The sequence below is a fragment of the Streptomyces sp. NPDC090798 genome, from assembly GCF_044768965.1.
Taxonomy (GTDB): domain Bacteria; phylum Actinomycetota; class Actinomycetes; order Streptomycetales; family Streptomycetaceae; genus Streptomyces.
Map to the genome: position 1 here is coordinate 133,702 of NZ_JBIVXA010000018.1, position 25,364 is coordinate 159,065.

Annotated in this window: 19 protein-coding genes and 2 pseudogenes; 11 read left to right on the top strand and 10 right to left on the bottom strand. The window is 70.2% G+C overall.

Annotated features, from left to right (window positions below):
* Window positions 1-7 precede the first annotated feature (7 nt).
* Both ACIQTP_RS32925 and ACIQTP_RS32930 read right to left on the bottom strand, forming a co-directional pair.
* Window positions 8-2,140, bottom strand: coding sequence for an MFS transporter (locus tag ACIQTP_RS32925; protein WP_403406898.1), 2,133 nt, complete (start codon window positions 2,138-2,140; stop codon window positions 8-10).
* A gap of 415 nt (window positions 2,141-2,555) precedes the next feature.
* Complete coding sequence (locus tag ACIQTP_RS32930) at window positions 2,556-2,723, bottom strand: hypothetical protein (RefSeq protein ID WP_403406901.1); 168 nt, start codon at window positions 2,721-2,723, stop codon at window positions 2,556-2,558.
* Window positions 2,724-2,824: 101 nt separating this feature from the next.
* Between ACIQTP_RS32930 and ACIQTP_RS32935 the strand changes: the two genes are divergently transcribed.
* Entirely contained in the window at window positions 2,825-4,327 is a 1,503-nt protein-coding gene (locus ACIQTP_RS32935; RefSeq protein WP_403406904.1) for a metallophosphoesterase family protein, read from the top strand.
* A gap of 809 nt (window positions 4,328-5,136) precedes the next feature.
* Here the strand turns inward: ACIQTP_RS32935 and ACIQTP_RS32940 are convergent.
* Window positions 5,137-5,763, bottom strand: coding sequence for a DUF6461 domain-containing protein (locus ACIQTP_RS32940; RefSeq protein ID WP_403406907.1), 627 nt, complete (start codon window positions 5,761-5,763; stop codon window positions 5,137-5,139).
* Between the two features lie 467 nt (window positions 5,764-6,230).
* On the opposite strand from ACIQTP_RS32940, the gene ACIQTP_RS32945 reads away from it, so the two are divergent.
* Window positions 6,231-6,569, top strand: coding sequence for a DUF6234 family protein (locus ACIQTP_RS32945; RefSeq protein WP_403406910.1), 339 nt, complete (start codon window positions 6,231-6,233; stop codon window positions 6,567-6,569).
* Between the two features lie 427 nt (window positions 6,570-6,996).
* Here ACIQTP_RS32945 and ACIQTP_RS32950 read toward each other — a convergent pair whose 3' ends face one another.
* On the bottom strand, window positions 6,997-7,377 hold the full coding sequence (locus ACIQTP_RS32950; protein WP_403406913.1) for a winged helix-turn-helix transcriptional regulator: 381 nt from the start codon (window positions 7,375-7,377) through the stop codon (window positions 6,997-6,999).
* A 74-nt stretch (window positions 7,378-7,451) separates the two neighbouring features.
* Here ACIQTP_RS32950 and ACIQTP_RS32955 point away from each other — a divergent pair, with 74 nt between their 5' ends.
* The 7 genes from ACIQTP_RS32955 (at window position 7,452) to ACIQTP_RS32985 (ending at window position 15,730) form a co-directional block, all read left to right on the top strand.
* Entirely contained in the window at window positions 7,452-8,201 is a 750-nt protein-coding gene (locus tag ACIQTP_RS32955; RefSeq protein ID WP_403406916.1) for an NADPH-dependent F420 reductase, read from the top strand.
* Window positions 8,198-8,344, top strand: a complete 147-nt coding sequence (locus ACIQTP_RS32960; protein WP_403406918.1) for a hypothetical protein — start codon at window positions 8,198-8,200, stop codon at window positions 8,342-8,344. The genes ACIQTP_RS32955 and ACIQTP_RS32960 overlap by 4 nt, the downstream gene beginning before the upstream one ends.
* A 248-nt stretch (window positions 8,345-8,592) precedes the next feature.
* A complete protein-coding gene (locus ACIQTP_RS32965; RefSeq protein WP_403406921.1) occupies window positions 8,593-9,534 on the top strand; it encodes an ABC transporter ATP-binding protein in 942 nt (313 codons plus the stop codon).
* Entirely contained in the window at window positions 9,531-10,886 is a 1,356-nt protein-coding gene (locus ACIQTP_RS32970; RefSeq protein WP_403406924.1) for an ABC transporter permease, read from the top strand. Before ACIQTP_RS32965 ends, ACIQTP_RS32970 begins: the two co-directional genes overlap by 4 nt.
* Before the next feature lie 4 nt (window positions 10,887-10,890).
* On the top strand, window positions 10,891-13,644 hold the full coding sequence (locus tag ACIQTP_RS32975) for a bifunctional YncE family protein/alkaline phosphatase family protein (RefSeq protein WP_403406927.1): 2,754 nt from the start codon (window positions 10,891-10,893) through the stop codon (window positions 13,642-13,644).
* Between the two features lie 332 nt (window positions 13,645-13,976).
* Window positions 13,977-14,948 carry an ATP-binding cassette domain-containing protein gene (locus ACIQTP_RS32980; protein ID WP_403406930.1) on the top strand — a complete coding sequence of 324 codons (972 nt, stop codon included), beginning with the start codon at window positions 13,977-13,979 and terminating at the stop codon, window positions 14,946-14,948.
* A complete protein-coding gene (locus tag ACIQTP_RS32985) occupies window positions 14,945-15,730 on the top strand; it encodes an ABC transporter permease (protein WP_403406933.1) in 786 nt (261 codons plus the stop codon). The genes ACIQTP_RS32980 and ACIQTP_RS32985 overlap by 4 nt, the downstream gene beginning before the upstream one ends.
* Window positions 15,731-15,743: 13 nt before the next feature.
* Here ACIQTP_RS32985 and ACIQTP_RS32990 read toward each other — a convergent pair whose 3' ends face one another.
* Window positions 15,744-16,991 carry an RNA-guided endonuclease InsQ/TnpB family protein gene (locus ACIQTP_RS32990; protein WP_403406936.1) on the bottom strand — a complete coding sequence of 416 codons (1,248 nt, stop codon included), beginning with the start codon at window positions 16,989-16,991 and terminating at the stop codon, window positions 15,744-15,746.
* A gap of 30 nt (window positions 16,992-17,021) precedes the next feature.
* Here ACIQTP_RS32990 and tnpA point away from each other — a divergent pair.
* Window positions 17,022-17,291 (top strand): annotated as a pseudogene (gene tnpA, locus ACIQTP_RS32995) (IS200/IS605 family transposase); the annotation flags it as partial.
* A gap of 9 nt (window positions 17,292-17,300) precedes the next feature.
* On the opposite strand, the gene ACIQTP_RS33000 reads toward tnpA, so the two are convergent.
* The 3 genes and pseudogenes from ACIQTP_RS33000 to ACIQTP_RS33010 all read right to left on the bottom strand — a co-directional run bounded on the left by ACIQTP_RS33000 (window position 17,301) and on the right by ACIQTP_RS33010 (window position 21,901).
* The gene (locus tag ACIQTP_RS33000; protein ID WP_403406939.1) at window positions 17,301-20,498 is read right to left on the bottom strand and encodes an ATP-binding protein; all 3,198 of its coding nucleotides are present in this window, start codon (window positions 20,496-20,498) and stop codon (window positions 17,301-17,303) included.
* Window positions 20,499-20,860: 362 nt separating this feature from the next.
* A pseudogene (locus ACIQTP_RS33005) lies at window positions 20,861-20,983 on the bottom strand (ATP-binding protein); the annotation flags it as partial.
* Window positions 20,984-21,901: a LysR family transcriptional regulator gene (locus ACIQTP_RS33010; protein ID WP_403406942.1), complete on the bottom strand. Its 918-nt coding sequence runs from the start codon at window positions 21,899-21,901 to the stop codon at window positions 20,984-20,986.
* A 100-nt stretch (window positions 21,902-22,001) separates the two neighbouring features.
* Between ACIQTP_RS33010 and ACIQTP_RS33015 the strand changes: the two genes are divergently transcribed.
* The gene (locus ACIQTP_RS33015; protein ID WP_403406945.1) at window positions 22,002-23,018 is read left to right on the top strand and encodes an NADP-dependent oxidoreductase; all 1,017 of its coding nucleotides are present in this window, start codon (window positions 22,002-22,004) and stop codon (window positions 23,016-23,018) included.
* Window positions 23,019-23,304: 286 nt separating this feature from the next.
* Here ACIQTP_RS33015 and ACIQTP_RS33020 read toward each other — a convergent pair whose 3' ends face one another.
* Together ACIQTP_RS33020 and ACIQTP_RS33025 are read right to left on the bottom strand one after the other, a co-directional pair.
* Entirely contained in the window at window positions 23,305-24,291 is a 987-nt protein-coding gene (locus tag ACIQTP_RS33020) for an NAD(P)H-dependent flavin oxidoreductase (protein ID WP_402049943.1), read from the bottom strand.
* A 372-nt stretch (window positions 24,292-24,663) separates the two neighbouring features.
* Window positions 24,664-25,338: a TetR/AcrR family transcriptional regulator gene (locus tag ACIQTP_RS33025; RefSeq protein ID WP_403406949.1), complete on the bottom strand. Its 675-nt coding sequence runs from the start codon at window positions 25,336-25,338 to the stop codon at window positions 24,664-24,666.
* Window positions 25,339-25,364 lie beyond the last annotated feature (26 nt).

Consider the following 25,364-nt stretch of genomic DNA (forward strand, 5'->3'; position numbering starts at 1 on the left):
GTGACGGCTACTTCACCGCCGTGCTCAGGGCGGCGAGGTCCGCGGTGCTGATGATCTCGGCCTGGTGGGGGAAGACCTTCTCCATGAGCACCCGGTGCACCTCCGGATCGGGGTCGGCGGTGGCGTCGGCCAGGAGGAACAGGCGGTAGTCCTCGTCGGCCGCCTGCCGAAGGGTGGTCAGCACCACGCCGCTGGTGGACAGCCCGGCGAGGACCAGGGTGTCCACGTCGCGGGCGCGCAGTTCGGCGCGCAGGTCGGTGTCGCTGGCGAAGGCACCGATCCGTGTCTTGCGTACGGTCAGATCGTCCTCCTCGGCCTTCAGGGACTCGTGCACCGCCGTCGCCGCAGTGCCGTCGGTGAGGTATCCGGCCGCGGCGGCCTGGGAGAACGTCTTGTTGTGGGCGGGCACGGCGGCGGCGTCCTCCTCCGCGAGCGCGACGCGTACGAAGACGACGTGCGCCCCGTGGGCGCGGGCCCAGGCCAGTGCCTCGCCCGCGCGGGCGAGCACGCCCTCCGGGTCGGGCACGACGCCGAGCACGACGGGCTGGAAGTCCATCAGCAGCAGCGCGGTGCGGGCCGGGTTGAGGGCGGGGGTGGTGTGCGTACCAGTGGTCATGTCAGTGGATCGGCTTTCTGTGCGAGGGGGTTCTGCGCGAGGGGGTTCTGTGCCGGGCGCGGGGCCCGGATTCCGGGCCCCGGCCGGGGGTTGGTTCGTGTGGTGGCGGTCGGCCCGGGCCAACTGCCGGTCGAGGACGGTCATGACGAGGACGAGAGCGGAGATCACGACCAGCACCCACGCTATGGAGTGCAGGCCGCTGTCGCCCACGCTGCGGTGGAAGGCGGTGCCGGTGATCGCCGCCGAGGCGATGGACCCGATGTAGCCGAAGGTGCGCAGCAGTCCGGAAGCGGTACCCAGCGCGGCGGCGGGGGCCTCCTGGTAGAGGACGGTCTGATTGGCGACCGTGCCGGCGCCGGAGGTCAGGCCGAAGACCGCGGTGACACAGATGACCGCCGCCACCGGGGTGCCGCTGCTCACGAACAGCGTGGCCACCGCGCCGACGAGCAGCAGGACCGCGCAGGCGATCAGCGGCAGCCGTACCGCCGCCCGCCGCGACACCACCCGGGCGGCCAGGGCGGTCAGCACGCCCATCGGCATCAGCATCAACCCGGCCTGGTAGGCGGACAGGCCGCGGGCCACCTCCAGCCACTGGGTGAGCCCGTACAGGATCACGTACGTGCCCATCAAGGTCAGGCCGTTGCGCAGGTAGGTACGGGTCAGGGCACCGTTGGCGACGAGCAGCCGTACGTCGAGGAAGGGCTGGGCGGCGCGCAGTTCCCAGCCGACCAGGGCGGCGGCGAGGACCAGGGCGGCGGCGAGCGCGGGCCAGTCCAGGCGCGGCAGCGCGTCAAGGAAGATCATCAGCGCGGTGAGCGAGCCGCCGAAGCCCAGCATGCCGAGCAGGTCGATGCGGGAGGCGAGCGCGCGCGGCGAGCCGAAGCGCACCGGGTCGGGGTCCCGGGCGATCCCGGCCAGCGCCAGGAACAGGGCGATGGCGGCGACCGGGATGTTGATCCAGAAGGCGGCGCGCCAGCCCGCCCCGCCGATCAGCAGTCCGCCGATGGCGGGGCCGACGGCGACGGTGGCGGCACCGGTGATCGACAGACCGCCGAGCACCTCGCGCGGCGGGGCCTCGTGGCCGGCCTGTTCGGCACGGCGGCGGATCAGCAGCATCGCCGCCGGGTAGCCCGCCGAGGTGCCCGCGCCGATCAGCACCCGGGCCACGATCAGTGCCGTCAGCGAGTGGGCCAGCGAGCCGACGATCCCGGCCACGAGCACCAGCGTGATACCGGCCACGAAGATCCGCCGGGGCCCGAACTCCTCGGCGAGACGCCCGGCGGCGGGCTGGGCCAGCGCGCTGGTGAGATAGAGGCTGGAGATCAGGATCGCGGTGTCCCCGACGGGGATGCGCAGGGCCGCGGCGATGGCGACCAGCGCCGTCGCGATGATCGAGCTGTTGACCGGGTTGAGCGAGGCCCCCAGGTACAGCGGCGCCACGAAGCGCGCACCGAAGGGATTGCCACGGGGTGCTCCGGCCTCGGGTATTCGCTCCGGAGTGCGGGTGTCACCGGCAAGCGGCACGGCGCGGCTCCTTCCTCCGGGACCTTCCGCGACGGGGCAGACCTGCTGGGGAGATCCCGGCGGAGATGAGCAGGCCACCTGACAAATATTAGCAGGCAGCCTGTCTATCTTCGTCGGGGTCGCCCACCATGGCCGGAGAGCGGTCCCGGCGCGGCCTGCCGAGCCCCGCGACCCGGACGGCGACGAACGCGGCGACGCGGCCGCCGCCCTCTGCGATCACCGCCGATGCGGACCACGCACGGCACGGCCCCACCGCAACGCCCCTCACGCGGCGAAGCCGGTGAATGGGGGAGAGGTGCGGCCTCGGTCGGAACCGGAGGATCAGCCGTTCCCGGACACGCGGGTTCCCGCACAGGCGAGGACGGCCCGAGTGCGCCGGCGAGCAGGCGGCGGTGGTCGGGCAGGCCGGGCAGTGTCACGCGGCAGCCGCCCGCCGCGGCTGTGCGAAGCGGTCCTCCCACGCGGTGCGCACACCGCGGCCGGGCATCTTGCGCAGGATCGGCCCATGCGCGCCGCTGCGCGGCCACGACGGGAAGCCGGACAGGAGCGAGGCCGCCGAGCACGACCACGGACCGATGCGCATGGACGAACTCGACGTCCTCGCCCCCCTGGAGCACGAAGAGACGACAGCGTCGCCACGCACCCCTTCCCGGCCCGCTCCTAGATCGTTGCTACGGTTCACCGGTGTCTGACTCTTCACGCGATACCGCCGAAGGCGCCGGCTGGGGCACCCTGGAACACGGCGAGTACAAGCACCTCATGCCGCACCGGGTCGAGAAGCTCTCATGGCTCAACCCGAAGACCCTGTGGGCCGCACGCAACGGCGTACTGGCTTCCTGGTTCGGGGATCCCACGGGCCATACCCGCAGCCGCTGGGTGGCGCAGCGGACGGCCGCCGGAGCGCCCGTCACCAAGGTGATCCGGCGCGACGAGCCGGACCGGTTCTCCTTCATGGTCATCGGAGACACCGGAGAAGGGGACGATCCCCAATACGCCGTCGTCCCCGGCTTCCTGAAGGCCAGTCAGGGAACGAAATTCGCCGTCATCGCCAGCGACGTGATCTACCCCGTCGGCCGGACGGACGACTACGGCACGAAGTTCTTCCGCCCGTACCAGGACTACCAGGCACCCATATACGCGATACCCGGCAACCACGACTGGTACGAAGACCTCGGCGGCTTCATGCGCGTCTTCTGCGACGACGCCCCGCCACTCGCCCCACAGCCCGCGCCGCGCCCCCTCTCACGGGCCTGGCTGCGGTCACTGCTGTGGCACCGGCCGCACCCCGCCGACAGACAACGTCTCACCGAGGCACGGAAGTTGCGCTCCGCACCAGCCCAACAGGCCGTCCAGCCGGGCCCGTACTGGGCCATCGACGCCGGGCCGGTGCGGATCATAGGCATCGACACGGGACTGCTGGGAACCATCGACGCCGAGCAGGGCGCATGGCTGCGCGAGGTGTCCAAGGGGCCTCTCCCCAAGATCCTCGTCACCGGCTCGCCCCTGTACGTGGACGGCGAACACCACCCTTGCCCCATCGAAGGCGGCGGCACCGTCGACGACCTCGTCCGCGACCCGGACCACCGCTACCTCGCGGCCATAGGCGGCGACATCCACAACTACCAGCGCTACCCGGTGCAGGTGGACGGCCGCACCATCCAGTACGTGGTGTCGGGCGGCGGCGGAGCCTTCATGCACGCCACCCACACCATCCCCCGCGTCTCCGTCGCGGACGTCACCGAGCAGGAGTTCCGCTGCTACCCGCTGCGCGGCGACTCCCTCGCCTTCTACAGCAGGCTCTACGGACGCCGGCTGCGCCTGCGCCGCCTGTTCACCCTCACCGAGGCCGAGGCGACAGCCGTCGTCGCCGAACGCCTCGGCATCCCGCCGACCCGCACCCAGGGCCCGCCCGCCCGCGTCACCCGGCGCACCCGTCTGATCGCGAACCTGCTGGGCGCGGGCGGCCGCCCCGACCGCACCTCGCGCTTCCGCCTGCCCGTGCGGAAGATCTACACCCAGCTCTTCTCACCGGGTTCGGCGACCTACAGTCCGCCGTTCTTCAAGTGCTTCCTGCGCCTGGACGTCACCCCGGAGGCGGTCCGGCTGCGCTGCTTCGCGGCCACCGGCAACCGCGCGCAGGAACTCGACCCGCCGGTCGAGGACGAAGTCATCATTCCGCTGGCCTGAACACCCGAGGACTCGGGCGCTGTCCCGCACGGCGGCCGGTCCGGCTCCTTCACCGCCGCGGGATTGCGGGACGCCGCGGCTGCGCTATCATTGATCTTGAGCAAGCCGCCCGAACTTCCGGCGGCCGGCCTCGCGTTGGTGGTCCAAGGAAAGACGCCCCGCTTCCTGCGGGGAGATGCAGGTGCAAGGCCTGCCCGGCGCTCCGCACAGCCCCGTCTCCGGTATCCCGGAGGCGGGGCTGCTTTTTTGACCGCCGGGGACCGCGGCGCCGGCAGAGGGGGCCCCGACTTCCGCGCCCGTCTGCGCGCCGGGATCAACCGGGCGGCCCGGACGGAGGACCAGTGACGTTTCTCCGGTGAACCGCTTGCGCCATTGAGGTGAGTAAAGCTCGTCCAAGGGGATGGTCCGGTATCGCTATAGGGATCCTCTTGTTCTGGCAAAGGGCAGTCGTGTTGCGACGGCCCTTTCCATGTGACGTGTTCAACCCCACGAGAGGAACCGGACGTTGACCTACGGGAAGAAGCTGAGGGAGCAGATCGCCGGGCCGGAGACCACTCCGCTGATCGGCCAGAGCAGCACGTCAACGGCCCGGAGAACCAGGGCCTTGGTGAAGCCGGCCGGACGGGAGGACCGGGCACAACTGTGGGCTCCGGAGGGGCAGCCCGTGCGAGGGGCATCCTGCTTCACGATGTACGGCCACGACCCTCTTACCCACGGCTGCTCCCGCCCAGGATGATGCCCTCGCGGTGCTCCAGGAGCAGCTGGCCGATTCGGCGGGGCAACGGGAAAGCGTTGCTCTCTGCGTCCGCTCAGATGTGCATGTCGGGGGTGCCGCGAACTGCATACGCCGGCAGGCGGCCTTCCTTCAGGCAGGCCGGAGAGAGCGAGAGGCCGAACCGCTGCTCCATCACGCCGAGGGTGCGCCGGTAGGTATCCGTGTAGTGCTCGCGTTCGTGAGCGATGATGGTGGTCCCGTCGGGCTGCAGCACGTGCCCGGCAACGAGGTCTGGAAGCAGCAGGTCAGGCTCCTGGCCCCAGCGCCACACTTCCTCGCCCAGCCCGAAGCCACTCAGTTCCACGCCGTCCCGAGCGTAAAGGACAGTGGCCGGCGGATGCTCTTGCATCGGCACGTAGTGGACGGCTTCGGCACCATTGCGGGAGATCTCTGCCAGCCGGTCCCCGCCGGTCGAGTCCCCGTACTCCAGAGCGAACGACCAGCCTCCATGCTCTCCGACCCGTACAACGCCATCGCCATCCTTGCCTGGGCGGTACCACTCGCCGAGGTCCCACGCTTCGGCGTCGGTGATCGGTTCGGTCGCTCCGTCCCGGTCGCCTCCCATACGTACCGCCAGTTCCTGCGGAGATATCCCGCGTGCGAACACCACGCTGGACATCCAGTGCTCCAAATCGACCAGCCACCGAATCCCTTCGTGCATGACTTCGCCCCTCACCCATGAGCCATTGATGGTCGGGCGCACCCTATGACGTGCCACCGACAGGACGATCCCGCAGAGCAGCGCCAAGTGATCGTGCCACCGGCCTGGAAAGCGTGGCGCCGGCGCTGCCGCGCTCAACCGGCCAACTCAAGTGCTCGGTCACAGCGGCGGACTTCGCGGTCTTTCCCACCACGCTCGAAGCCAGCTTGTTCCCAACCTGGGAACCAGTCCTGACCATCCAGAACGACGACATTCGCGTACGGAAGGTCACCGGGAATCTCCACGTCTCTACGGATGGATCGGCGACACCCGCATCGTGAACGGTGTCCTGGCCACCCGGGACTACGGCTGACCAGTGCTCGTTGGGCGCCATGGGCCGGGTTTGAGTACGGGTACTCATGACACCGCGTGCCTGCCGGGGTGATTGTCGCTGGGTGAGTGCAGATGGCGAACGTACGGGTCGGGGCGTGGCTGCGGCCTTGGCTGCTGTCGAGCTGGCAGCCCTTGCCCTGGTCTGGCTGTCCTGGGCTTCGTCCTACTGGTCGTGGGACCCGCAGCACTACGGCGCGCCCCCGGGTCCCTACCTGCAGAAGGCTGCTTTCGTGCCGGCAGCCGCCCTGCTTGCCGCTGTCGTGGCCGGAGTGCGTCGGGCCCGCGCGGTCGCCATCACCCAGCTCATGATGTCCGTCGCCATCTGCGGGATCATGATCGGCGCGAAGGGTGCTGGTGAACGCGTCTACGAGTCCTCCTATCGGGACGCCTGTCACGCGGGCATGATCTGTGACGCCCCTTTGCCCGCTCGATGAGCTGCTACGGAACGCGGCATCACCCTGGCTTGGGCGGTCGGCGGTCGGTGGCAAACGCTCAACGTTCATTGGCACGGGACAACTACCGTTGACGACTCACTGCACCCTCAGCCCCGCAGCTCATGAACTCGAGGACGTTTTGGCGTAGAGGTCTCTGCGATCGCTCCCGCCTTCGATGCTCTGGCCTTCATCGACTTCGTGAGCCTCACCGATGGCCTGGAACACCCGCGGCCAGAGAAATTCCCTGCGGTCGGGCGTGAGTTCGATGCGATCGTGCTCGACTTCATGCCCCGGGGCGAACTGCGGTTGGCAGCCCTCACATCTCAAGGCCCTTGCCGACGAACCTAGGCCCTGTCATGTGGATCAGGCCTGGGCCGCAGGGTCTGGTGCGCGCCTCGTGAGGCGACCTGATCCAAACGGACAGACCCTAGCGGGTATGAGGAGGGCGCTGTGCGGTGGGAGCGCATGCGGCTTCCTGGGCGGCCATGACCTCATCACCGTGCTCGAAGGCCCACGCTCCGACGGCGTCGATGGGTGCCAACAAGGTCCGTCCCAGAGCAGTGAGTCGGTACTCGACCCGCGGTGGTGCTCCGGGACGTGCGTGCCGGTCCACCAGTCCGTTGAACTGCAGGCGCCGCAGCGTCTCGGTGAGGACCTTGGAGCTGATGCCCCCGATCCGCTCCCGCAGTTCGACCGGGCGCCTGGGACCCTCGCGCAGTGACCAAAGCACCACGGCGTTCCAGGTGTTGGAGAGCAGGTCGAAGGCGAGGCGGGCGCGGCAGTCGGCGAGGAAGGCGTCGGTCGTCACGTACCAAATGGTGCCCCACAGGCCACCTAGCGTCGTCCCGAAAGGTCGAAGCAGGCACGGAGAGGAATCGTGTGATGAGAATCGGCGTGCTGGGAACGGGCAACATGGCGGACGCACTCGCCACCCACTGGACGCGGGCCGGGCACGAGGTGACCATCGGGGGACGGGACGCAGACAAGGCGGAGCGGCTCGCGACGCGCATCGGGGGCAGCGCGAAGCCTGCAAGTCTGCGTGCGGCGGCCGAGTTCGGACAGGTGGTACTGGCCGCGCTGCCCTATGACGCAGGGACGAGCGTGGCACGAGAGCTGCGGGCGGCCCTGGACGGCAAGGTGCTGCTCGACTGTTCCAATCCGGTCGGGCCAGGCTTCCGGCTGCTGACGGAAGGAGGCCTTCCGGCCGCACAGCAGCTGGCCGAGGCGGCACCGGGAGCCCATGTGGTCAAGGCGTTCAATCTCTGCCACGAGGACGTGTGGCGCATGCGGCCACCCGTCTTCGACGGGCGGCCACTGGCCGTTCCGGTCTGCGGGGACGACCATGCAGCCCTCGCGCGCGTACGCGAGTTGGTGCTGGATGTGGGCTGCGAGCCCGTAGCGGCCGGCGGTCTCGAACGGGCGGGACTCCTGGAGGCGACCGCCGCGCTGTTCATCGCGCTGTGGGTCGGAGAGGAAGCGGATGTCCAGGCAATCGCACCTCCGCGGGCCTATGCGGCCGGACCGAGTGGTGAGCAGGCGGAAGGCGGCACGAGGGCTTTCCATGAGCGGTGGCCGGCGGAGACAGCAACGCCGAAACAGCCGGCAAGCTGTTCGTCGGTGAGGCGACCGTGAAGACCCATGTGCCGCGGGTACTGAACAAGCCCGGACTGCGGCACCGGACGCAGGCTGCCGTGTACGTACACGTACGAGACGGACGTCGTCGCGCCCGGGGACAACCCTCCCTGAGCTTCCCCTGGTCCGAAAATGAAGCTTGAGCCCAGGGCAGCAGGATGAAGGCCGCGGGTTCAGGTGGACTCGACGGGTTCGAAGCCGACGGTGTTCGCGCCGACCCGGTGCCTCCGGTGCCTCCAGGAGTTGCCCGACTCTGGCTCGATGCCGCCCATTTTGTGCGCCCGGACTTGCCGACGCCTTGACGATCCGTTTCCTGCACGTTCAACCAGCCGTCTGTGCCTGCGTTGTGTGCCGTCCCTAAGGTCCCTGAGTGTTTCGGAAGAAGGGGCTCATGGACACACCTCTCGCAGTCCAGGCTCGTGGGATCACCAAGTGCTTCGGCGACGTCGTGGCACTGGACGGCGTCGATCTGGACGTGGCGCAGGGGCAGATCCACGGCCTGGTCGGACCCAACGGCGCCGGCAAGACGACGCTGCTCGGTCTCCTGCTGGGCCTGGCCGTCGCCGACAGCGGCCGCCTCGAGATCCTGGGCACGCCGCTCAGGCGCGCGCTCGCCGCCCCCGACGGTGTCGCCGGCTTCGTGGACGGGCCCGGCCTCTACCCCTCGCTCACCGCCCGGCAGAACCTCGCCGCGCTGGCCGCTCTGCGAGGCCGCGACGCGCGGACAGCGGGGGTCGACGACGTGCTCGACCAGGTCGGGCTCACCGATGTCGCCGACGACCAGGCCCGCGGCTTCTCCCTCGGCATGCGTCAGCGGCTCGGGCTCGCCGCCGCCCTGCTCACCAAGCCCCGGCTGCTCGTGCTCGACGAACCTTCCAACGGCCTCGACCCGGCCGGCAAAAGACACGTACACGGTGTCCTCACCCGGCTCGCGGCGGACGGAACCAGCGTCGTGCTCTCCAGCCACCGCATGGACGACCTCCAGGCACTGTGCTCCGAGGCCACCATCGTCGCCGCCGGACGGGTCGTCTTCTCCGGCCCGCTGAGCAAACTGGCCGCCGAGAACCGTGAACTCGACTACCGGCTGCTCACCTCCGACCCGCAGGCCGCCCGCCAACTGGCCCTCGACACGGCCGCAATCCGCGTCGTCGACGACATTGGGGCACGGCACGACACCGAGGTGCTCGTCGTGCGCGCGCCGGTGCCCGCCCTCGACGAACTGGTGGTGCGGCTCGTGCAGGCGGGCATCGCGCTGCGCGAGTTCGCCCCCCTGGTGTCGCCGCTCGAAGCCGCGTTCCTCGCCCTCACCGAGCAGAAGGAGAACGGCCGGTGACCGCGACCATCGCCGACGACAACGTTGCCGCGGCCCGCCACGTCTCGGTTCCGCGTGCCTACCGCTTCGAGCTGGTCAAGCTGGTCTCGCAATGGCGGATCCGCCTGCTGGTCCTCGCCTGCTGGATCGCGCCGGCGCTCTTCGTCGCCGCGGTGAGCCGGCAGAGCACGCTCCCCTCCGACACCCTCTTCGGCCGCTGGATGCACGCCACGGGGTGGGCCGGAGCACTGGTGACGCTCGGCTTCGCGGGCACCTGGGCGCTCCCTCTGCTGACCTCGGTGGTCGCCGGCGACGTGTTCTCCTCCGAGGACCGGCTCGGCACCTGGCGCCACCTGCTCGTGGCGGTCCGCTCACCCAGGCGCATCTTCGCCGCGAAGGCACTGGCCAGCCTCACCGTCATCCTGCTGCTCATGGCCGGGCTGGCCGCATCCAGCACGGCCGGCGGGATCGTGGCGGTCGGCAACCAGCCGCTGGCAGGCCTCGACGGCCACCTGCTCACGCCGGCGGACGCCGCCGGCAAGGTCCTTCTCGCCTGGGTCTGCGTACTCGCCCCGACCCTGGCCCTCGCCGCGATCGGACTGCTCGGGTCCGTCACGCTGGGACGGTCCCCGATGGGACTGCTGCTGCCCGCGCTCGTCGCGCTCACGATGCAGCTCGCCCAGATGATGCCGCTGCCCGTCGCCGTACGCGTCGCCCTGCCCAGCTACGCCTTCATCGCCTGGAACGGCCTGTTCACCAGCCCCGCGCAGCTCGGCCCGCTCCTGATCGGCATCGTGGTCAGCCTGCTGTGGGCCGTGACCGCGACCGTGCTGGCCTACGTGCTTTTCCTGCGGCGCGACTTCACCAACCTGACCTACGACGGCTCAGGGCGCCGCGCGGTCATCGCCGCAGGCCTGCCGCTGGCCGGGCTGGTCGCCGTGACGATCGCGGTGCTCACCGCGGCGACCGGGGCCACGGGCTCCGGGATCGAGCAGGACAAGGTGCAGCGCTCGGCCGCCACGGCATTCGCCCACCTCTACCGCCTGCAGACCAGGCAGCTCAACCGCCCCGCCGTCACAGAAGCGCAGCTGAAGGCCACGGCGACGTGCGACAAGGGCAGCGTCAAGGTCGCCGCCGAGGGGCCGGGCAACGACTGGCGCTGCGTCATCTCCTGGCATCTGCCCGGCATCGAGGCCGCAGGGACGGCCATCTACCAGCTCGACGTCACCCCAGACGGTCGTTTCATGGCCGATGGCGACGGACCGAAGGAAGTGAACGGCTATTTCCTGGTCCGCACCCCGACCGGGGACGCACCCAACCCGCTCTGGCAGTTCGACGGCAACGTCGACCTGCTCGCCACCCCGAAGGGATAACTTCATGCAGGTAGTACGGCAGCGTCGGAGTATCGAGAAGGAACAGGTCAACCTTTTTGGCAGACGCGTCGGCCGCCGGAGCACTCTGGTAGCGGCGGGCATCGCTGTGGCCCTCGCCGTCACGGGCACCGCTGTCGCCTCGACGAGCCAGTTCGGCACCCAGCAGGTCGGCCAGGTCACCGCCAACGGCCAGGTCATCTCGAGCGACCAGTACATCGCCCCGTACGGCAGCCGCACCGTCATCGACAACGGCAAGATCATGTCGTCCTCGGTCAGCCCGGACGGCAGCCATCTCGCGGCCTCGATCGCCGACGGTGATGCCTCGCTGGTCGTCATGGACCTCAAGACCGGGCAGGTGAAGCAGCGCGTCGGCACCGCCTCGACGGACGACCTGCGCATCACGAGCGGCGCCGTCGGCCAGGAGGGTCCGACGTACTCGCCCGATGGTTCGCAGCTGTGGTTGGGCCAGAGCGACGGCTACACCAAGTTCACCGTGAACGCGGACGGCACCCTCTCCAACCCGACAACCATCGCGATCCCGGCCGACGGCTCCAAGCACGCACTGGTGGGCGCCGCGGTGTTCTCGGCCGACGGCTCCACCGTGTACGGCGCGGTCAACGGCCAGAACCGGGTGGCCGCCATCGACGCGGCGACCGGGACCATCAAGCAGAGCTGGGCCGTCGGCAACGCACCCCGTGGCATCGCCATGGTCGGCAACAAGCTCTACGTCAGCAACGAGGGCGGGCGTTTGGCCAAGGCCGGCGACACCACCATCAACTCCTACGGCACCCAGGTTCCGGCCAACCCGCAGACCGGTGCCACCACCACCGGCACGGTCAGTGTCATCGACCTGGCGGACCCGACCGCAGCCGTCGGGAGCATCGACGTCGGTCTGCACCCGACGGCCCTGTACGCCAAGAACGGGGCGGTGTTCGTCACCAACACCGCCGACAACAGTGTGTCGGTCATCGACACCCGCAAGAACAAGGTCGTGCAGACCATCGCCACCCAGCCGTGGCCGGAGGCGTCGGTGGGCTACGAGCCCGACGCGGTGACGCTCACCGACGACGGTCGTCTGCTGGTGACGCTCGGCCGCGCCAACGCCGTCGCCGTCTACCGCTACAAGGCCCCGCAGGAGCCGGCGAGTTACGTCGGCCTGCTCCCGACGGACTACTTCCCCGCGGAGATCACCACCGTGGGCAAGAAGGTGGTCGTCTCCAACACCCGCGGTATCGACGCCCGCCGCCCCACCGGCAAGGCAGGGCACGGCACCCATGACACGACGTCGAGCCTGACGCAGTTCACGCTGCCGGACGACAGTGTCATCAGGTCCCAGACGGGCAAGGTCTTCAAACAGAACGGCTGGACCCGCGGCTCGGTCTCCCTGGCCAAGGGCAAGGGCAACCAGAGGTCGGTGCCGGTCCCGGCGCGGCTCGGCGCCGCTTCGACGATCAAGCACGTCTTCATGATCGTCAAGGAGAACCGGACCTACGACCAGGTCTTCGGTGACATGCCGCAGGGCAACGGCGACCCGTCGGTGACGCAGTTCGGCGAGAACGTGACGCCGAACCAGCACGCCCTGGCTTCGCAGTTCGGGCTGTACGACAACACCTACGACATCGGCACGAACTCCGCCGAGGGTCACAACTGGCTGATGCAGGCCGACGACCCGGAGTACACCGAGTCCTCGGCCGGTGAGTACACGCGCAGCTACGACACCGAGGACGACGCTCTCGGACACCAGAAGTCCGGCTTCATCTGGACCGGTGCGCAGGCGGCCGGGAAGTCCGTCAAGGACTTCGGCGAGTTCCAGTCGTTCGAGAGCAAGCCGGCCGGCGCGTCCTGGCAGAACCTGTACTGCGACACCAAGAACATGCAGGCGACCGGGCAGGACACCGCCTACCCCATTCAAACGGGCTCGGCGATCCCGTCGCTCAACAAGGTGTCGGTGCCCGGCTTCCCGCTGTTCGACACCAGCGTCCCGGACGTCTACAAGGAGCAGATCTGGAAGCAGGACTTCGAGAAGAACGGTCCGGCGAACCTGAACATGTTCTGGCTCTCCAACGACCACACCGGTGGTCCGGCGAACGCGGCCGCTCAGGTCGCCGACAACGACCTCGCGGTCGGCCGGATGGTTGACGAGATCTCGCACAGCAAGTACTGGAAGGACTCCGCGATCTTCGTCGTCGAGGACGACTCCCAGGCCGGCCTCGACCACGTCGACGGCCACCGTGCCCCGATCCAGATCATCAGCCCCTGGGCCCAGCACGCCACCGTCGACAGCCACTACTACTCGCAGATCACGATGATCCGGACCATCGAGCAGATCCTCGGGATCCACCCGATGAACCAGAAGGACAGCGCGGCCAGCCCGATGCACGGGGCGTTCACCCAGCACGCCGACTTCACGCCGTTCAAGGCGCTGCCCAACCGGACCTCGCTGACCGACGGCCTGAAGACCCCGCCCGCCTGCGGCGTGGACACCCCGGCACCGCAGGACCCCAGCGCAGCGGCCGTCCCCTCGGCCAAGGTGCCAGCCGGCAAGCGGGCCCTCGCCGCGACGTGGGAGGAGTGGAAGACGCACCAGCGGCTGACCGGGCCGGGCGCCATCCCCGACTTCGCGAACCCCGCACAGATGAACCACTTCACCTGGTACCAGACCCACGGGTGGACGAAGCCCTACCCCGGCGAGAACAAGATCTTCGCGCCCAAGGACGTGCCGGGCGCCTACATCCCCTCCTCGGAGTCCGACGGCTGACGCAGACCGCTTGTGTCAAGGGGCCCCGGCCGGCGTCACCGCCGGCCAGGGGCCCCTTCTGTCCCCTGTACGACACATACAGGAGCCCCGCCTCGGAACGCGAGCCGCCTCTCCTGCCGCGGCGCCAGCCGCGCCGAGGCCGCGACGGCGGGGAGGCAACAAGGCATTGCCCCCCGCCACCCGGTTCCAGGGCAGTCAGATACCGCGGCGCTCCGCTCCGCAGCCACGGGGATGCCATTCCTCCCGGGCGTCAACGCCCGGGGTTCCTCGCGAGAATTCGCTGAAACCATCGTGAAACCGCGCTGAATGCGCCCTGCCGCAACCTCCTCGGCATGACGACAACGACCTCGCACTCACTCGCCATCGCGGCCAAGGGGCTGCGCAAGGCCTACGGCGACAAGACGGTCCTCGACGGCATCGACCTGGCGGTGCCGGCCGGCACGGTCTTCTCCCTGCTCGGCCCGAACGGAGCCGGCAAGACCACCGCCGTGAAGATCCTCTCCACCCTCATCACCGCCGACGCCGGCGAGCTGCGAGTCGGCGGCCACGACCTCGCCGCCGACCCGCAGGCCGTACGGGCCGCGATCGGCGTCACCGGACAGTTCTCCGCCGTCGACGGCCTGATCACCGGCGAGGAGAACATGCTCCTCATGGCGGACCTGCACCACCTCTCCCGCAGCGAGGGCCGCCGCACCGCCGCCGAACTCCTTGAGCGCTTCGACCTCACCGAGGCCGCGAAGAAGCCCGCCTCCACCTACTCCGGCGGCATGAAGCGCCGCCTCGACATCGCCATGACGCTGGTCGGCGCCCCGCGGATCATCTTCCTCGACGAGCCGACCACCGGCCTCGACCCGCGCAGCCGCCACACCATGTGGCAGATCATCCGCGAACTGGTCTCCGACGGCGTCACCGTCTTCCTCACCACCCAGTACCTGGACGAGGCCGACGAACTCGCCGACCGCATCGCGGTGCTGAACGACGGCAAGATCGCCGCCGAGGGGAGCGCCGAGGAACTGAAGCGGCTCATCCCCGGCGGACACGTCCGGCTCCGCTTCACCGACCCGGCCGCCTACCAGTCCGCCGCCGTCACCCTGCGCGAGGTCACCCGCGACGACGAGGCGCTGGCGCTGCAGATCCCCAGCGACGGCAGCCAGCGCGAGCTGCGCGCCATCCTCGACTGGCTGGACTCGGCCGGCATCGAGGCGGACGAGCTGACCGTGCACACCCCCGACCTCGACGACGTGTTCTTCGCCCTGACCGGCCCCGCCAACGTCCCCAACCAGTCCAAGGAGAACGTCCGATGAGCACCCTCTCCCTCGCCGTCCGCGACTCGAACACGATGCTGCGCCGCAACCTCCTGCACGCGCGCCGCTACCCGTCCCTCACCCTGAACCTGCTGCTCACCCCGATCATGCTGCTGCTGCTCTTCGTCTACATCTTCGGAGACGTGATGAGCACGGGCATCGGCGGCGCCGACCGCTCCGACTACATCGCCTATATCGTCCCGGGCATCCTGATGATGACCATCGGCGGCACCGTGATCGGGACCGCGGTGTCCGTCGCCACCGACATGAACGAGGGCATCATCGCCCGCTTCCGCACGATGGCGATCCACCGCGGGTCCGTGCTCGTCGGGCACGTCGTCGGCAGCGTGCTGCAGTGCATCGCCAGCGTGGTCCTCGTCGGCGCCGTCGCCGTGGCCATCGGCTTCAGGTCCACGGACGCAACCGCCCTGGAGTGGCTGGCGGCGTTCGGGCTGCTCGCGCTGTTCGCCCTGGCGCTCACCTGGATCGCGGTCGGGATGGGCATGGCCAGCCCGAACGCCGAGGCGGCCAGCAACAGCGCACAGCCGCTGATCCTCCTCCCGCTCATCTCCAGCGCCTTCATCCCGGCCGACACGATGCCGGGCTGGTTCCAGCCGATCGCCGAGTACCAGCCGTTCACGCCGGCCATCGAGACCCTGCGCGGCCTGCTGCTCGGCACCGAGATCGGCAACAACTGGTGGATCGCGATCGCCTGGTGCGCCGGCCTGACCGTGCTCGGCTACCGCTGGTCGACGGCGTCCTTCAACCGCGACCCGAATTGACGTGCTCCCTGGTCTAAAGCCCAGGGATTCCGGCCTGGGTCGTCTGACCCTTCCGGGGGCTTCCTGCTTCAACGCGCTGTGCCGGGACTTTCGGCCTGGTCTTACCGGCGCTCTGCGAGGCGTTTGGCGTCTCCGCCCGTCCGGCGGCGACGATACGGCGTCCTTCGAAGAGGACGTTGCGGGCTGCGCTGTGGTCGCGGTCGTGCACGGTGGCGCACGCGCCGCACGTCCACTCCCGGACGTGCAGGGGCTTGGGGCCGTCCCGGAATCCGCAGGCCGAGCAGACCTGAGAGGACGGGAAAGCGCGGTCCACCCTGGCGAAGGTGCGGCCGTGCCTGACCGCCTTGTACTCCAGCATGCCGACGAACGCGGACCATCCCGCGTCGTACACGGACTTGGCGAGTCGGGTGCGGCCGAGAGCGGACACCGCGAGGTCTTCCACGTACACCGCTTGGCTGTCGCGGATGATCTGTGTGGAAGCCTTGTGGTGGAAGTCCCGGCGCCGGTCCGCCACCCTGGCGTGCTGGCGGGCGACCTTGATACGGGCCTTGGCCCTGTTCTTCGATCCCTTGGCCTTGCGGGACAGCTCCCGCTGAAGGCGTTTGAGTTTCTTCTCCGCCCGGCGCAGGAAGCGGGGGCTGTCGATCTTCCGGCCGTCGGACAGGACCGCGAAGGCGGACAGGCCGAGGTCGATACCGGACTCCGTCTCCAGCCCGGGGAGGATGTCCGGCTCGGTGTCGACGACGAAGCTGAGGAAGTACCGGCCACAGCTGTCCGTGGTGACGGTCAGGGACGTGGGCGCGGCCGGTAGTCGACGGGACCACTTGACCTTGAGGTTGCCGACCTTGGCCACGTATACCGTGCCGTTCTCCTGGAGACAGAAGGCGTTGGTGTTGAGGCGGATCGACTGACGGGTGTCTTTCTTCGACTTGTACCGGGGCGGCCCGACCTTCCGGCCCTGCCGCTTGCCGTTGATCGAGTCGAAGAAGTTCTTGTAGGCGGTGTCCAGGTCCCGGAGGGACTGTTGCAGGACGACCGCTGACACGTCGGCGAGCCAGGCGCGTTTCTCGGTGCGCTTGGCCTGGGTGATCCGAAGCCGGGACAACTGGGCCGACTTCACATACGGCAGCCCGGCCGCGTGCGCTTCCTTGCGGTCGCGCAGGCAGTCGTTCCACACCACGCGGGCGCACCCGAACGCCTGGGCCAGCGCGCGGCGCTGGGTGGCATTTGGGTAGGCCCGGTAGTTGTAGCGGAGCCGCATGACCACGACCTTAATACGATTGGTCTCGAGGACTTCGAGGCGGAGCTGAAGGAGTTCAACAGCGAACGCGATCACGTCCACCTCCTGATCAACTACCCACCCAAGGTCGCCGTCTCCAAGCAGGTCAACAGCCTCAAGGGCGTCTCCGCCCGCCGGATACGCCAGGAGTTCACCGGCCACATCACCCGCGCCATCATGCACGGGCGCCTGTGGTCGCCCTCGTACTTCTCCGCCTCCTGCGGCGGAGCGCCGTTGGCGATCGTCCGCCAGTACATCGAGCAGCAGAAACGCCCGCTCTGAGGTTGCACGTCAGAGCTCTGTTGAGATGCATTCAGCCCCGGCGTGAACGCCGGGGCTTTCTGCAAGATCCCCGGTAACCGCCATGACAGCGCGGGCCGCCTCCCGCAACTCGTCCCGCTCCAGGGCGGCGTACCCCGACACCGCGTCGGCGTACGCCGCCCCGGCAGCGTCTCCGGCGGCCGCGGCCGCCTTCCGGGCGCGGTCCGCCGACATCGTCGGCTGGAACTCCCGCATCACCCCCAGCCGTTCGGCCAGCGCGATCATCCGTACGGCACCAGTGTCACCGGACGCGAGCCCCGCCAGGCCGAGGGCATGCAGCAGCGTGCCGAACAAGGGGAGCTCGGAGGGCGAGCCGACCGGATCGCAGAGCAGCGTCCGCAGCCGCTGCCGCAGCCGGTCGACCACCTCCGCGACCAGCCCGAGCCGGCCGGCGTGCGCGTGCGCCGTCACCGCCACCGACTGGATCAGGAAGGCCCACGGGTCGAGCCGGGCGTCGCCGCCACGCAGCGAGCCGGCCGCGAGCATCCGCTCCACGGCGCCGCGCCACAGTCCGAGCCCGACCTCCGTCAGTCCGCGGGCGAGCGCGATCTCGGCGCGCCCGCCGAGGTCGGGCCGGTAGAAGTCGTCCTGCTGCGGGGTGTTGTCGCTCTCCGCCTGCCGCAGCCAGTCCTCGGCCTCGTCGGTCTCGCCGCGCTGCAGACAGGCGAGGACGAGGAGCGAGCGGATGCCGATGTAGTCGTTCCCGTCCCCGAGCCGCGGCAGCACCTCGAGCGCCGCCTGGAGATGCTCGTACGCCTCCTCGCCCCGGCCCGTCCGCAGGCACAGCTCGCTCAGCCGGGAATGCACCATGAGCCGCACGGACGGATTGTCGACCGCCGCCAGTCCGGTGACCGCCCGGCGGGCCGAGACGAGCGCGCGGTCGATGTCGTGCTCGAACTCCCAGACGTAGCAGGCGACGCACTCGGCGATGCCGGAGAGCAACGGCTGCCCGCTGCCGCCCTCACCCTCGCAGAGCCCCCGCAGCACGTCGTAGCCGGGAGGCCGTATCTCGGGGACCGCGCTCAGCACGACCGCGGTGGCACGCATCAGCGTGTCCGGCGGGGCCGGGGGCAGCCGCCGCAGGGTGACGAGCTGGCGTACGGCGCGCGGGCCGGGGCCCATGAACACGGTCGCCGTGCCCAACACCGCGGCGGTGCGCGCGACTTCGACGTACTCGGGCCCGGGACGGTAGTGCGACAGCGGCGGCCCGGTGTCCGCGGCGAGGGCGGCGAGGCGGGGAAAGCTGGTGCCGGTGGACCACAGACTGGCCAGAACGGCGGTGACGGCGGCAGTGGCGGGGTTGTCCGTACGGGCCAGGGCATGCCGCAGCGCCAGCACGAGGTTGTCCTGCTCGGCCTTGATCCGCTCCCAGGCGGCCTGCGCATCCGAGCCGAAGAGCGCGTCGTGGTACGCGACCCCGAAGTCCCGTGCCCAGACGAGGAATCGGCCCACGGCCGCCTCGTCCCCGCCCGCCTCCGCCCGCCGGGCCGCGCTGAACTCCCGTACGGTCTCCAGCATGCGAAACCGTACGCCGGCCGGGGTGTCGGCGACGGTGAGAAGCGACTGACCGGCCAACTGCTCAAGAAGCAACAGTGCGTCCTCGCCGAGGACCCGCTCCGCCGCTTCACCGTCAAAACCGCCGGGGAAGACGGACAGCGTGCGCAGCGCCGCCCGGGCGTCCTCCGGGAGCAGGTTCCAGCTCCACTCCACGACCGCGTGCAGCGTGCGGTGGCGCTCCGGCACGCCTCGCACCCCGCCGCGCAGCAGCGCGAACCGGTCGCCGAGGCGGCGGGCGATCTCCGGCACTGACAGCACCCGTACCCGCGCCGCGGCCAGCTCCACGGCGAGCGGCAGCCCGTCGAGGTGGCGGCACAGCCCGGCCACCGCGTCCGGCGGCAGCTCGACGCCGCTTCTCGCGGCCCGGGCCCGCTGCGTGAACAGCTCGACGGAGGTGTCGAGACCGAGCTCCGGCAGTGCGTACACCGCCTCCGACGTCAGGCCCAGCGGGGCCCGGCTGGTGGCGAGCACCCGCAGGTCCCTGGAGGACGAGACCAGGGCCTGTACGAGGCCGGCGGCACCGGCGATGACCTGCTCGCAGTTGTCCAGCACCAGCAGCGCGGACCCGGAGCCGAGCACGCCGAGGATGCCGGAGACCGGGTCGTGGCCGCTCATGGCGCCGGGCCGGCCCTCGCCCGCGCCGAGCGCGGAGGCCACCTCCGCGGCCACGTCCTCGTCCGCGGTGACGCCGGCGAGCGGCACGAAGTACACCACGCGCTGCTCGCCCCGGCGGCTGACGGCGTGTGCGAGCCGGGTCTTGCCGAGGCCGCCGGGGCCGACGACGGTGACGGCGCGGGAGGCGCGCAGCAGCCGCTCCACCGCCGCGATGTCCTCGTCCCGGCCGAGGAGCTGGTTCGGCTCGTGCGGCACGCCGTGCCGGACCACAGGCGCCTCGCCGCGCAGCAGCTCCTGCTGTACGGCCTTGAGTCCGGCGCCCGGATCCGTGCCGAGCGTCTCGCGCAGCTCACGGCGGTACGCCTCGTACCGCATCAGCGCGGCGGACGGGCCCGCCGTCGCCGCCTCGCCGCGCAGCAGCTCGGCGAGCACCTCCTCGTCGCGCGGATGTTCCGCGGCGGCCACGGCCAGCGGCCCGGCCGCCTCGGCATGCCGCCCGAGGCGGGCGAGCGCGAGCGCCTGCGCGCGTACGAGCGTGCCGCGGACGGGGGCGCGCTCGGTGCGCAACGCGGCCACGGGGTCGTCGGTGTCGCCGGCCCCGTCAGGAGTGCCCTCCCACAGCGCGAGCCCGGCCTCGGCCGCGGCCAGCGATCCCGCGTGGTCCCCGGCCCTGGCCCGGTCCGCGCCGGCGGCGGCGTGCAGCAGCAGGGCGGAGCTGTCGACCTGGTCCTCGGCGAGGGCGAGCCGGTATCCGGTCGGTGTGCTCGCGAGGACGTCGGCGCCCAGCTGCGCCCGCACCCTGGACACGAGGACCTGCACCGCCTTTCCCGGCCGCTCCGGCAACTCGTCCGGCCACAGCCCTGCCACCAGCCGCTCGGTGCTGCAGCCCGCGCGCAAGTCGCCCGCGAGCAGCGCGAGAAGACCGCGGAGCCGGGGCGCGGTGACCTCCTGTCCGCGATAGGCGACACGTGGCAGCAGGGTCAGGTCGGTGGTCACCCGTGCAGATTAGCCAAGGCGCCGGCCGCCGGAACTCCCGCCGCGGGCCGAACTCCCGCTGCCCGGGCGGCCCTGCCCAACGCGCGCCCGCCGCCAGGGCGGCAGCCGCATTCCGCGCCGACCGTTCCTGCACCCGCGCCAGCTGATCCCGCCGCCGTGCCCGCAGCCCGTGCCGCCGCGCGTCGGCCAATTCCGCCGGTAAAAGCATGTACCTGGTTTGCGGGCTGGTGAGGGAGACAAATCCTGGCCTGGTGCCGCTCGTGCCACAACGGGGGGACCCCAAAGGCGAGTTCGGCGATCACAGCGGCCGACAGACCCGTGATCCTTCGGTCGCTGATGATCGTGGCGGGGGACACGTTCCCCTATCCCGGACTCAGATCCTGCTCGACCCAGATCGTCTTCCCTTCCTCCCCGTAACGGGTGCCCCACCGGCTGGCCAGAGTGGCGGCGATGAATAGTCCCCTGCCGTTCTCGTCCTGCGCTCGTCAGGCGTTGCCGCTGAGAAGGCTCACATCCTGCGGGACCGTCGCCCGCAGTTCCCTCACCAAGGCGCGCACGACAGCGGATCCGGCCAGTTCGGAGGTGGTGACATAGCCGACCTGGCGTGTCGGGCGCTCGGGGCCGAGATCAGTGATCCCGACCGAGTCCGGTGCTCCGACCAGGGACAGCGCCGGCATGATCGCCATTCCGTGACCTCCGCTCACCAAGGAGAGCACCGCTCCGTCGTCCTCGGCCTCGACGGTCGCCTTCGGGATCCAGTCCTGCGCAGCCCACCAGGCGCGGGTGTACGAGCCACAGTTCTCGGCCCAGTCGACCAGCGGCAGCGAGCGCGGGGCGGCCTGACCCGTCGCGTGCACCAGCGCATACGGCTCTTCGAGGAGCCCGCCCGCGACCAGACCCGGTGGAAGCAGCACGGAGCCGCCCAGCGTGGCGATGGCTATGTCGGCTTTCCCGTCGGCCACTTCACCCGCAGTGCCGCGCCCCACCTCGCGTACGATCCGCACCCGCGGCTCGATCCCGGGGTGCCGGGCGCGCAGCCGCTGCAGGACGGGCGGCAGCAGGTGGAGAGCCGCGCTGCGGAAAGCCGCGATCCGCAGCGGCCCCTCCGCAGCATCGGGCCGGGCCGTGCCGCGCGCCTCGAAGGTCAGGACGTCCAGCAGGCGCAGGATGCGGCGGGCGTGCGCGACGGCCTTCTCTCCGGCGGGGGTGGGGCGGGCGCCGGTGCGGCCGCGGTCGAAGAGGACGGCACCGACCTTGCGCTCGCTGCCGCGAACCGAGTGGGAGACCGCGGACTGGGTCAGACCGAGTGCGTCGGCCGCGGCCGAGAAGCCGCCGGTGTCCGCGACCGCCACCAGGACGCGCAGTTCCTGCGGGGCGAGATCGGAGTCGGTCGTGCGGGCCACGGGGCGCTCACCTCAACGTATGAGAACTGCTCATGGAACGGGGTGTCGCATGAGCCCAACCGGTTGCCCAGGTGGCGCATTCCCGCCCTACGGTCCGGGCATGAACGAGACCGCGCTCACCGTGCACCAGACCGCCCGCCCCCACGGCTTTCCCACCGCCGAGCACTTCGCCTTCGTCGAGTCCACGCTTCCCGACCCCGCAGCCGGCAGCGCACTCGTGGAAAACCTCTACTGGTCCGTCGACCCCTACCACCGCGAGATGATGGACGACGTGCCCGGCGGCTTCGCGCTCGACGCCCCGCTGGAGGGCCGCGCCATCGGGCGGGTGATCGCCTCGCGCACGCCCCGGCTGACCGAGGGCGAGATCGTGTTCCACCGGCAGGGCTGGCGCACGCACGCGGTGGTCACGCCCGAGGAGATCCGGCAGCTGCCCCGCTTCGACAAGGTGCCCCTGACCGCGTACTTGAGCACCCTCGGCGGCACCGGCCTGACCGCCTATGTGGGCCTGACCCGGATCGCCCGGCTCCAGGAGGGGGAGGACCTGTTCGTGTCGGCCGCCGCGGGCGGGGTCGGCACGGCGACCGGGCGGTTCGCCCGACTGCTCGGCGCCGGACGGCTCGTGGGCAGCGCGGGCTCGGCGGCGAAGGCCGCCCACCTCACGCGGGAGGTGGGCTATGACGCCGTCTTCGACTACCACGACGGGCCCGCCGCCGACCTGCTCGGCAAGGCCGCGCCGAGCGGCATCGACGTGTTCGTCGACAACGTCGGCGGCGCACAGTTGGCCGCGGCGGTGGGAGCGCTGCGCGAGTTCGGGCGCATCGTCCGCGTCGGCACGATCAGCCAGTACAACACCCCCGACGCGCCGTCGCCGCGCTTCAACTACGCGGACATCGTGGAGAAGAGCCTCCGCATGGAGGGCTTCCTGGTCAGCAACTACCGTGACATGCAGGAGGAGTTGTACGAGTTCGCGGTGCCGCATCTGCAGAGCGGCCGGCTCGCTCTGGACGAGACGGTGGTGGACGGTTTCGAACGCATCGTGGACGCGTTCCTGGGAATGCTGCGCGGCGAGAACACCGGCAAGATCATCGTGCGAGACCGCACGCAAGCCCGTCCGTGAACTGGCACGTCCACGCAGGCATGGTGGGGGGTCCGAGGAGGGCGCCGCAGCGATGGTCTGGGCGATGCGGCGGTCAGGGCCTCGCCGAGGACCGCGTAGCCGAGATCGGAGTACTCCTCCTCCTGGCCCGGGGGACGGGTGGCGAGCGCGTCGAGCCGGTTCGGCAAGTGGTGTACCGCGTCACGATCGAACGCCGCGTACGGGCGTACGCGGTCCGACCTGCGACCGGATGCCACCGGGGGCCGGGACCGTCCCGGCGGACCGGCCTCGCACGTCACACACGCGGTCAGCTCAGCAGCGATCGAGGCCGCGAGGCCAGGATTGCCTCCGCCTCGTCACTGATCGTCCGGACCACCTCCGCGGCAGGGCGGACGGCATCGACGAAGAACGCCGACTGGCCGTAGATGATCTCGCTGGTGTCGGGATCGGGTGGGGCCGCGAAGGGGTTGACGCCTTCCGGGGGCGCGAATTCCTCTCTGCGGTCCCGCAGCGTCGCCTCACGCTCTGACCACTCATCAGTGAACCGATTGCGGCGGACGCGTTCGCCGATCGCCGCCGGCCACGGCAGCCCCGACACGATGTCGTAGGTCCGCGTCCGCACGGTGTCGCTGCCATCGCTCTCCACGATCAGGCGCTTGTGGGCATCGTGCACCTCGACCGCTTCGGGCGTGGCGAGAAACGCCGTGCCCAACCAGGCGCCGTCCGCACCGGCTGTGAGAACCGCCGCGAGCGTTCGACCGTCGCCGATGCCCCCTGCGGCCAGCACCGGAACATCCGGATAGCGCCTCACGATCCCGGCCAGGAACGGCAGCAGACCCATCGCCCCGGTATGGCCACCGGCCTCGGTACCCTGCGCCACGAGGACATCGGCACCCGCGGCGACGGCCGTCTTCGCGTCATCGTAGTTCTGCACCTGGCACATCACCCGGGCTCCCGCGTCCTTGGCGCGAGCAAGCCACGGCCGGGGGTCGGCGAACGACAGCGCGATGATCTCGGGCCGCTCCTCCAGCGCGGCAGCGAAATGCGGCTCGGTGAAGGGGAGGAACGGCGTGATGAAGCCGACTCCGAACGGGCGGTCCGTCGAGGCGCGAATGGTCGCGATCTCCGCACGGATCCAGTCAGGCCCTTTCCAAGGATGCGTACCCCCGAAGGAGCCGAGCCCGCCGGCCGCGGAAACAGCGGCGGCGAGCGTCCCGCCGCTGTGCAAGCCCATGGGGGCCGCCATCACCGGGTAAGCGATACCGAATATTTCGGTAAATCTCGTATGCAACATGGACCGACGCTAGCGAACACAGCGAACCCAGGCCACCAGCGACGCGGCGGGCGGCCGGCCATGCCCGCGACGCTCACTGAAACGCCCCACTCCCTTGAAAACCGGACCGAGTGCGGACCACATCGACCTGGCCGGCAAGCTCCGTCTGCCGGGTGCGGAATCCTCTGCGGTTCGTACCGGCTGGCGGAATTCTCTCTGCTGCCGGCGGCGCGAGCCGGCCTTTACCGCCCCTTCAAGGGCTGGGTCACCGCACGCACATCGCGCAGTGGCTCCGCCCGGCCGAGTCCGCACGCGACGGCGTCGGCGCCGCCTCATGACGCTGCGGGCCGTCGCGTCGTGGACGCGCTCGGTCTCGCGACGGTGGCTGCGCTGTCATTCTCGTGATGTCGCCGAGGCGTGCTCGGTGATGGCCTCGAAGAGGAGGAGGCCCTGATCCACCAGCTCCTTCCTCGAGATGTCCAGAACTCCGTTGAACCAGCTCAGCAGCATCTCGCTGACCGCGCCCACGACGGCCACGGACAGGGTGGCGGTGTCGATCCGGGGATCGTGAAGCCCTTCCCTCAGGAGGGAGTCCACGAGGCCGCTCATGCGCTGCAGGCCCAGACGCCGTTCGCGTGCTGTGAGGGGACCGGCACCCAGGGATTCCGCGAGTTTGACGCGCCCTTTTCTCGGGTCTTCCAGAGGAAGCCCGACGATGACGTCGATCATGTTTCGAGCCCGGTCGCGCAGCGGCTGGTCGGTGCCGATCGCCTCGGCGCACCGGGTGATCTGTTCCTCGTAGATGTCTCTCATGAGTGCTGCCATGAGATCGTCGAGGGACGAGAAGCTCTCCGCGAAGTACCTGTCCTTCAGCCCGGCGTGGCGGAGTACCGCACTGATGGAGGTGTGGGCGTATCCCCGGCTGGAGAAGAGCTCGAGGCCGCTTTCCATGAGGCGCCTACGGCGGAGCGAAGCGCGCTGTTCCGCCGTTGCTCCGCCATATGTCCTCACGAGGTGCCACCTTTCCCAAAGTTTTTCCGCCGATCTCCTACCCATCTGGTGACGCATTACCCCAGATGGGTGTAATGTCGCAT

Bases quoted from the DNA above. Each gene is read 5' to 3' on its own strand.
- ACIQTP_RS32985 (WP_403406933.1), top strand. From the start codon at position 14,945: ATGAGCACCCTCTCCCTCGCCGTCCGCGACTCGAACACGATGCTGCGC.
- ACIQTP_RS32965 (WP_403406921.1), top strand. From the start codon at position 8,593: ATGGACACACCTCTCGCAGTCCAGGCTCGTGGGATCACCAAGTGCTTC.
- ACIQTP_RS32975 (WP_403406927.1), top strand. From the start codon at position 10,891: ATGCAGGTAGTACGGCAGCGTCGGAGTATCGAGAAGGAACAGGTCAAC.
- ACIQTP_RS32990 (WP_403406936.1), bottom strand. From the start codon at position 16,991: ATGCGGCTCCGCTACAACTACCGGGCCTACCCAAATGCCACCCAGCGC.
- ACIQTP_RS33025 (WP_403406949.1), bottom strand. From the start codon at position 25,338: ATGCGTCACCAGATGGGTAGGAGATCGGCGGAAAAACTTTGGGAAAGG.
- ACIQTP_RS32940 (WP_403406907.1), bottom strand. From the start codon at position 5,763: ATGCACGAAGGGATTCGGTGGCTGGTCGATTTGGAGCACTGGATGTCC.
- ACIQTP_RS32955 (WP_403406916.1), top strand. From the start codon at position 7,452: ATGAGAATCGGCGTGCTGGGAACGGGCAACATGGCGGACGCACTCGCC.
- ACIQTP_RS32980 (WP_403406930.1), top strand. From the start codon at position 13,977: ATGACGACAACGACCTCGCACTCACTCGCCATCGCGGCCAAGGGGCTG.
- ACIQTP_RS33020 (WP_402049943.1), bottom strand. From the start codon at position 24,291: ATGTTGCATACGAGATTTACCGAAATATTCGGTATCGCTTACCCGGTG.
- ACIQTP_RS32930 (WP_403406901.1), bottom strand. From the start codon at position 2,723: ATGCGCATCGGTCCGTGGTCGTGCTCGGCGGCCTCGCTCCTGTCCGGC.
- ACIQTP_RS33015 (WP_403406945.1), top strand. From the start codon at position 22,002: ATGAACGAGACCGCGCTCACCGTGCACCAGACCGCCCGCCCCCACGGC.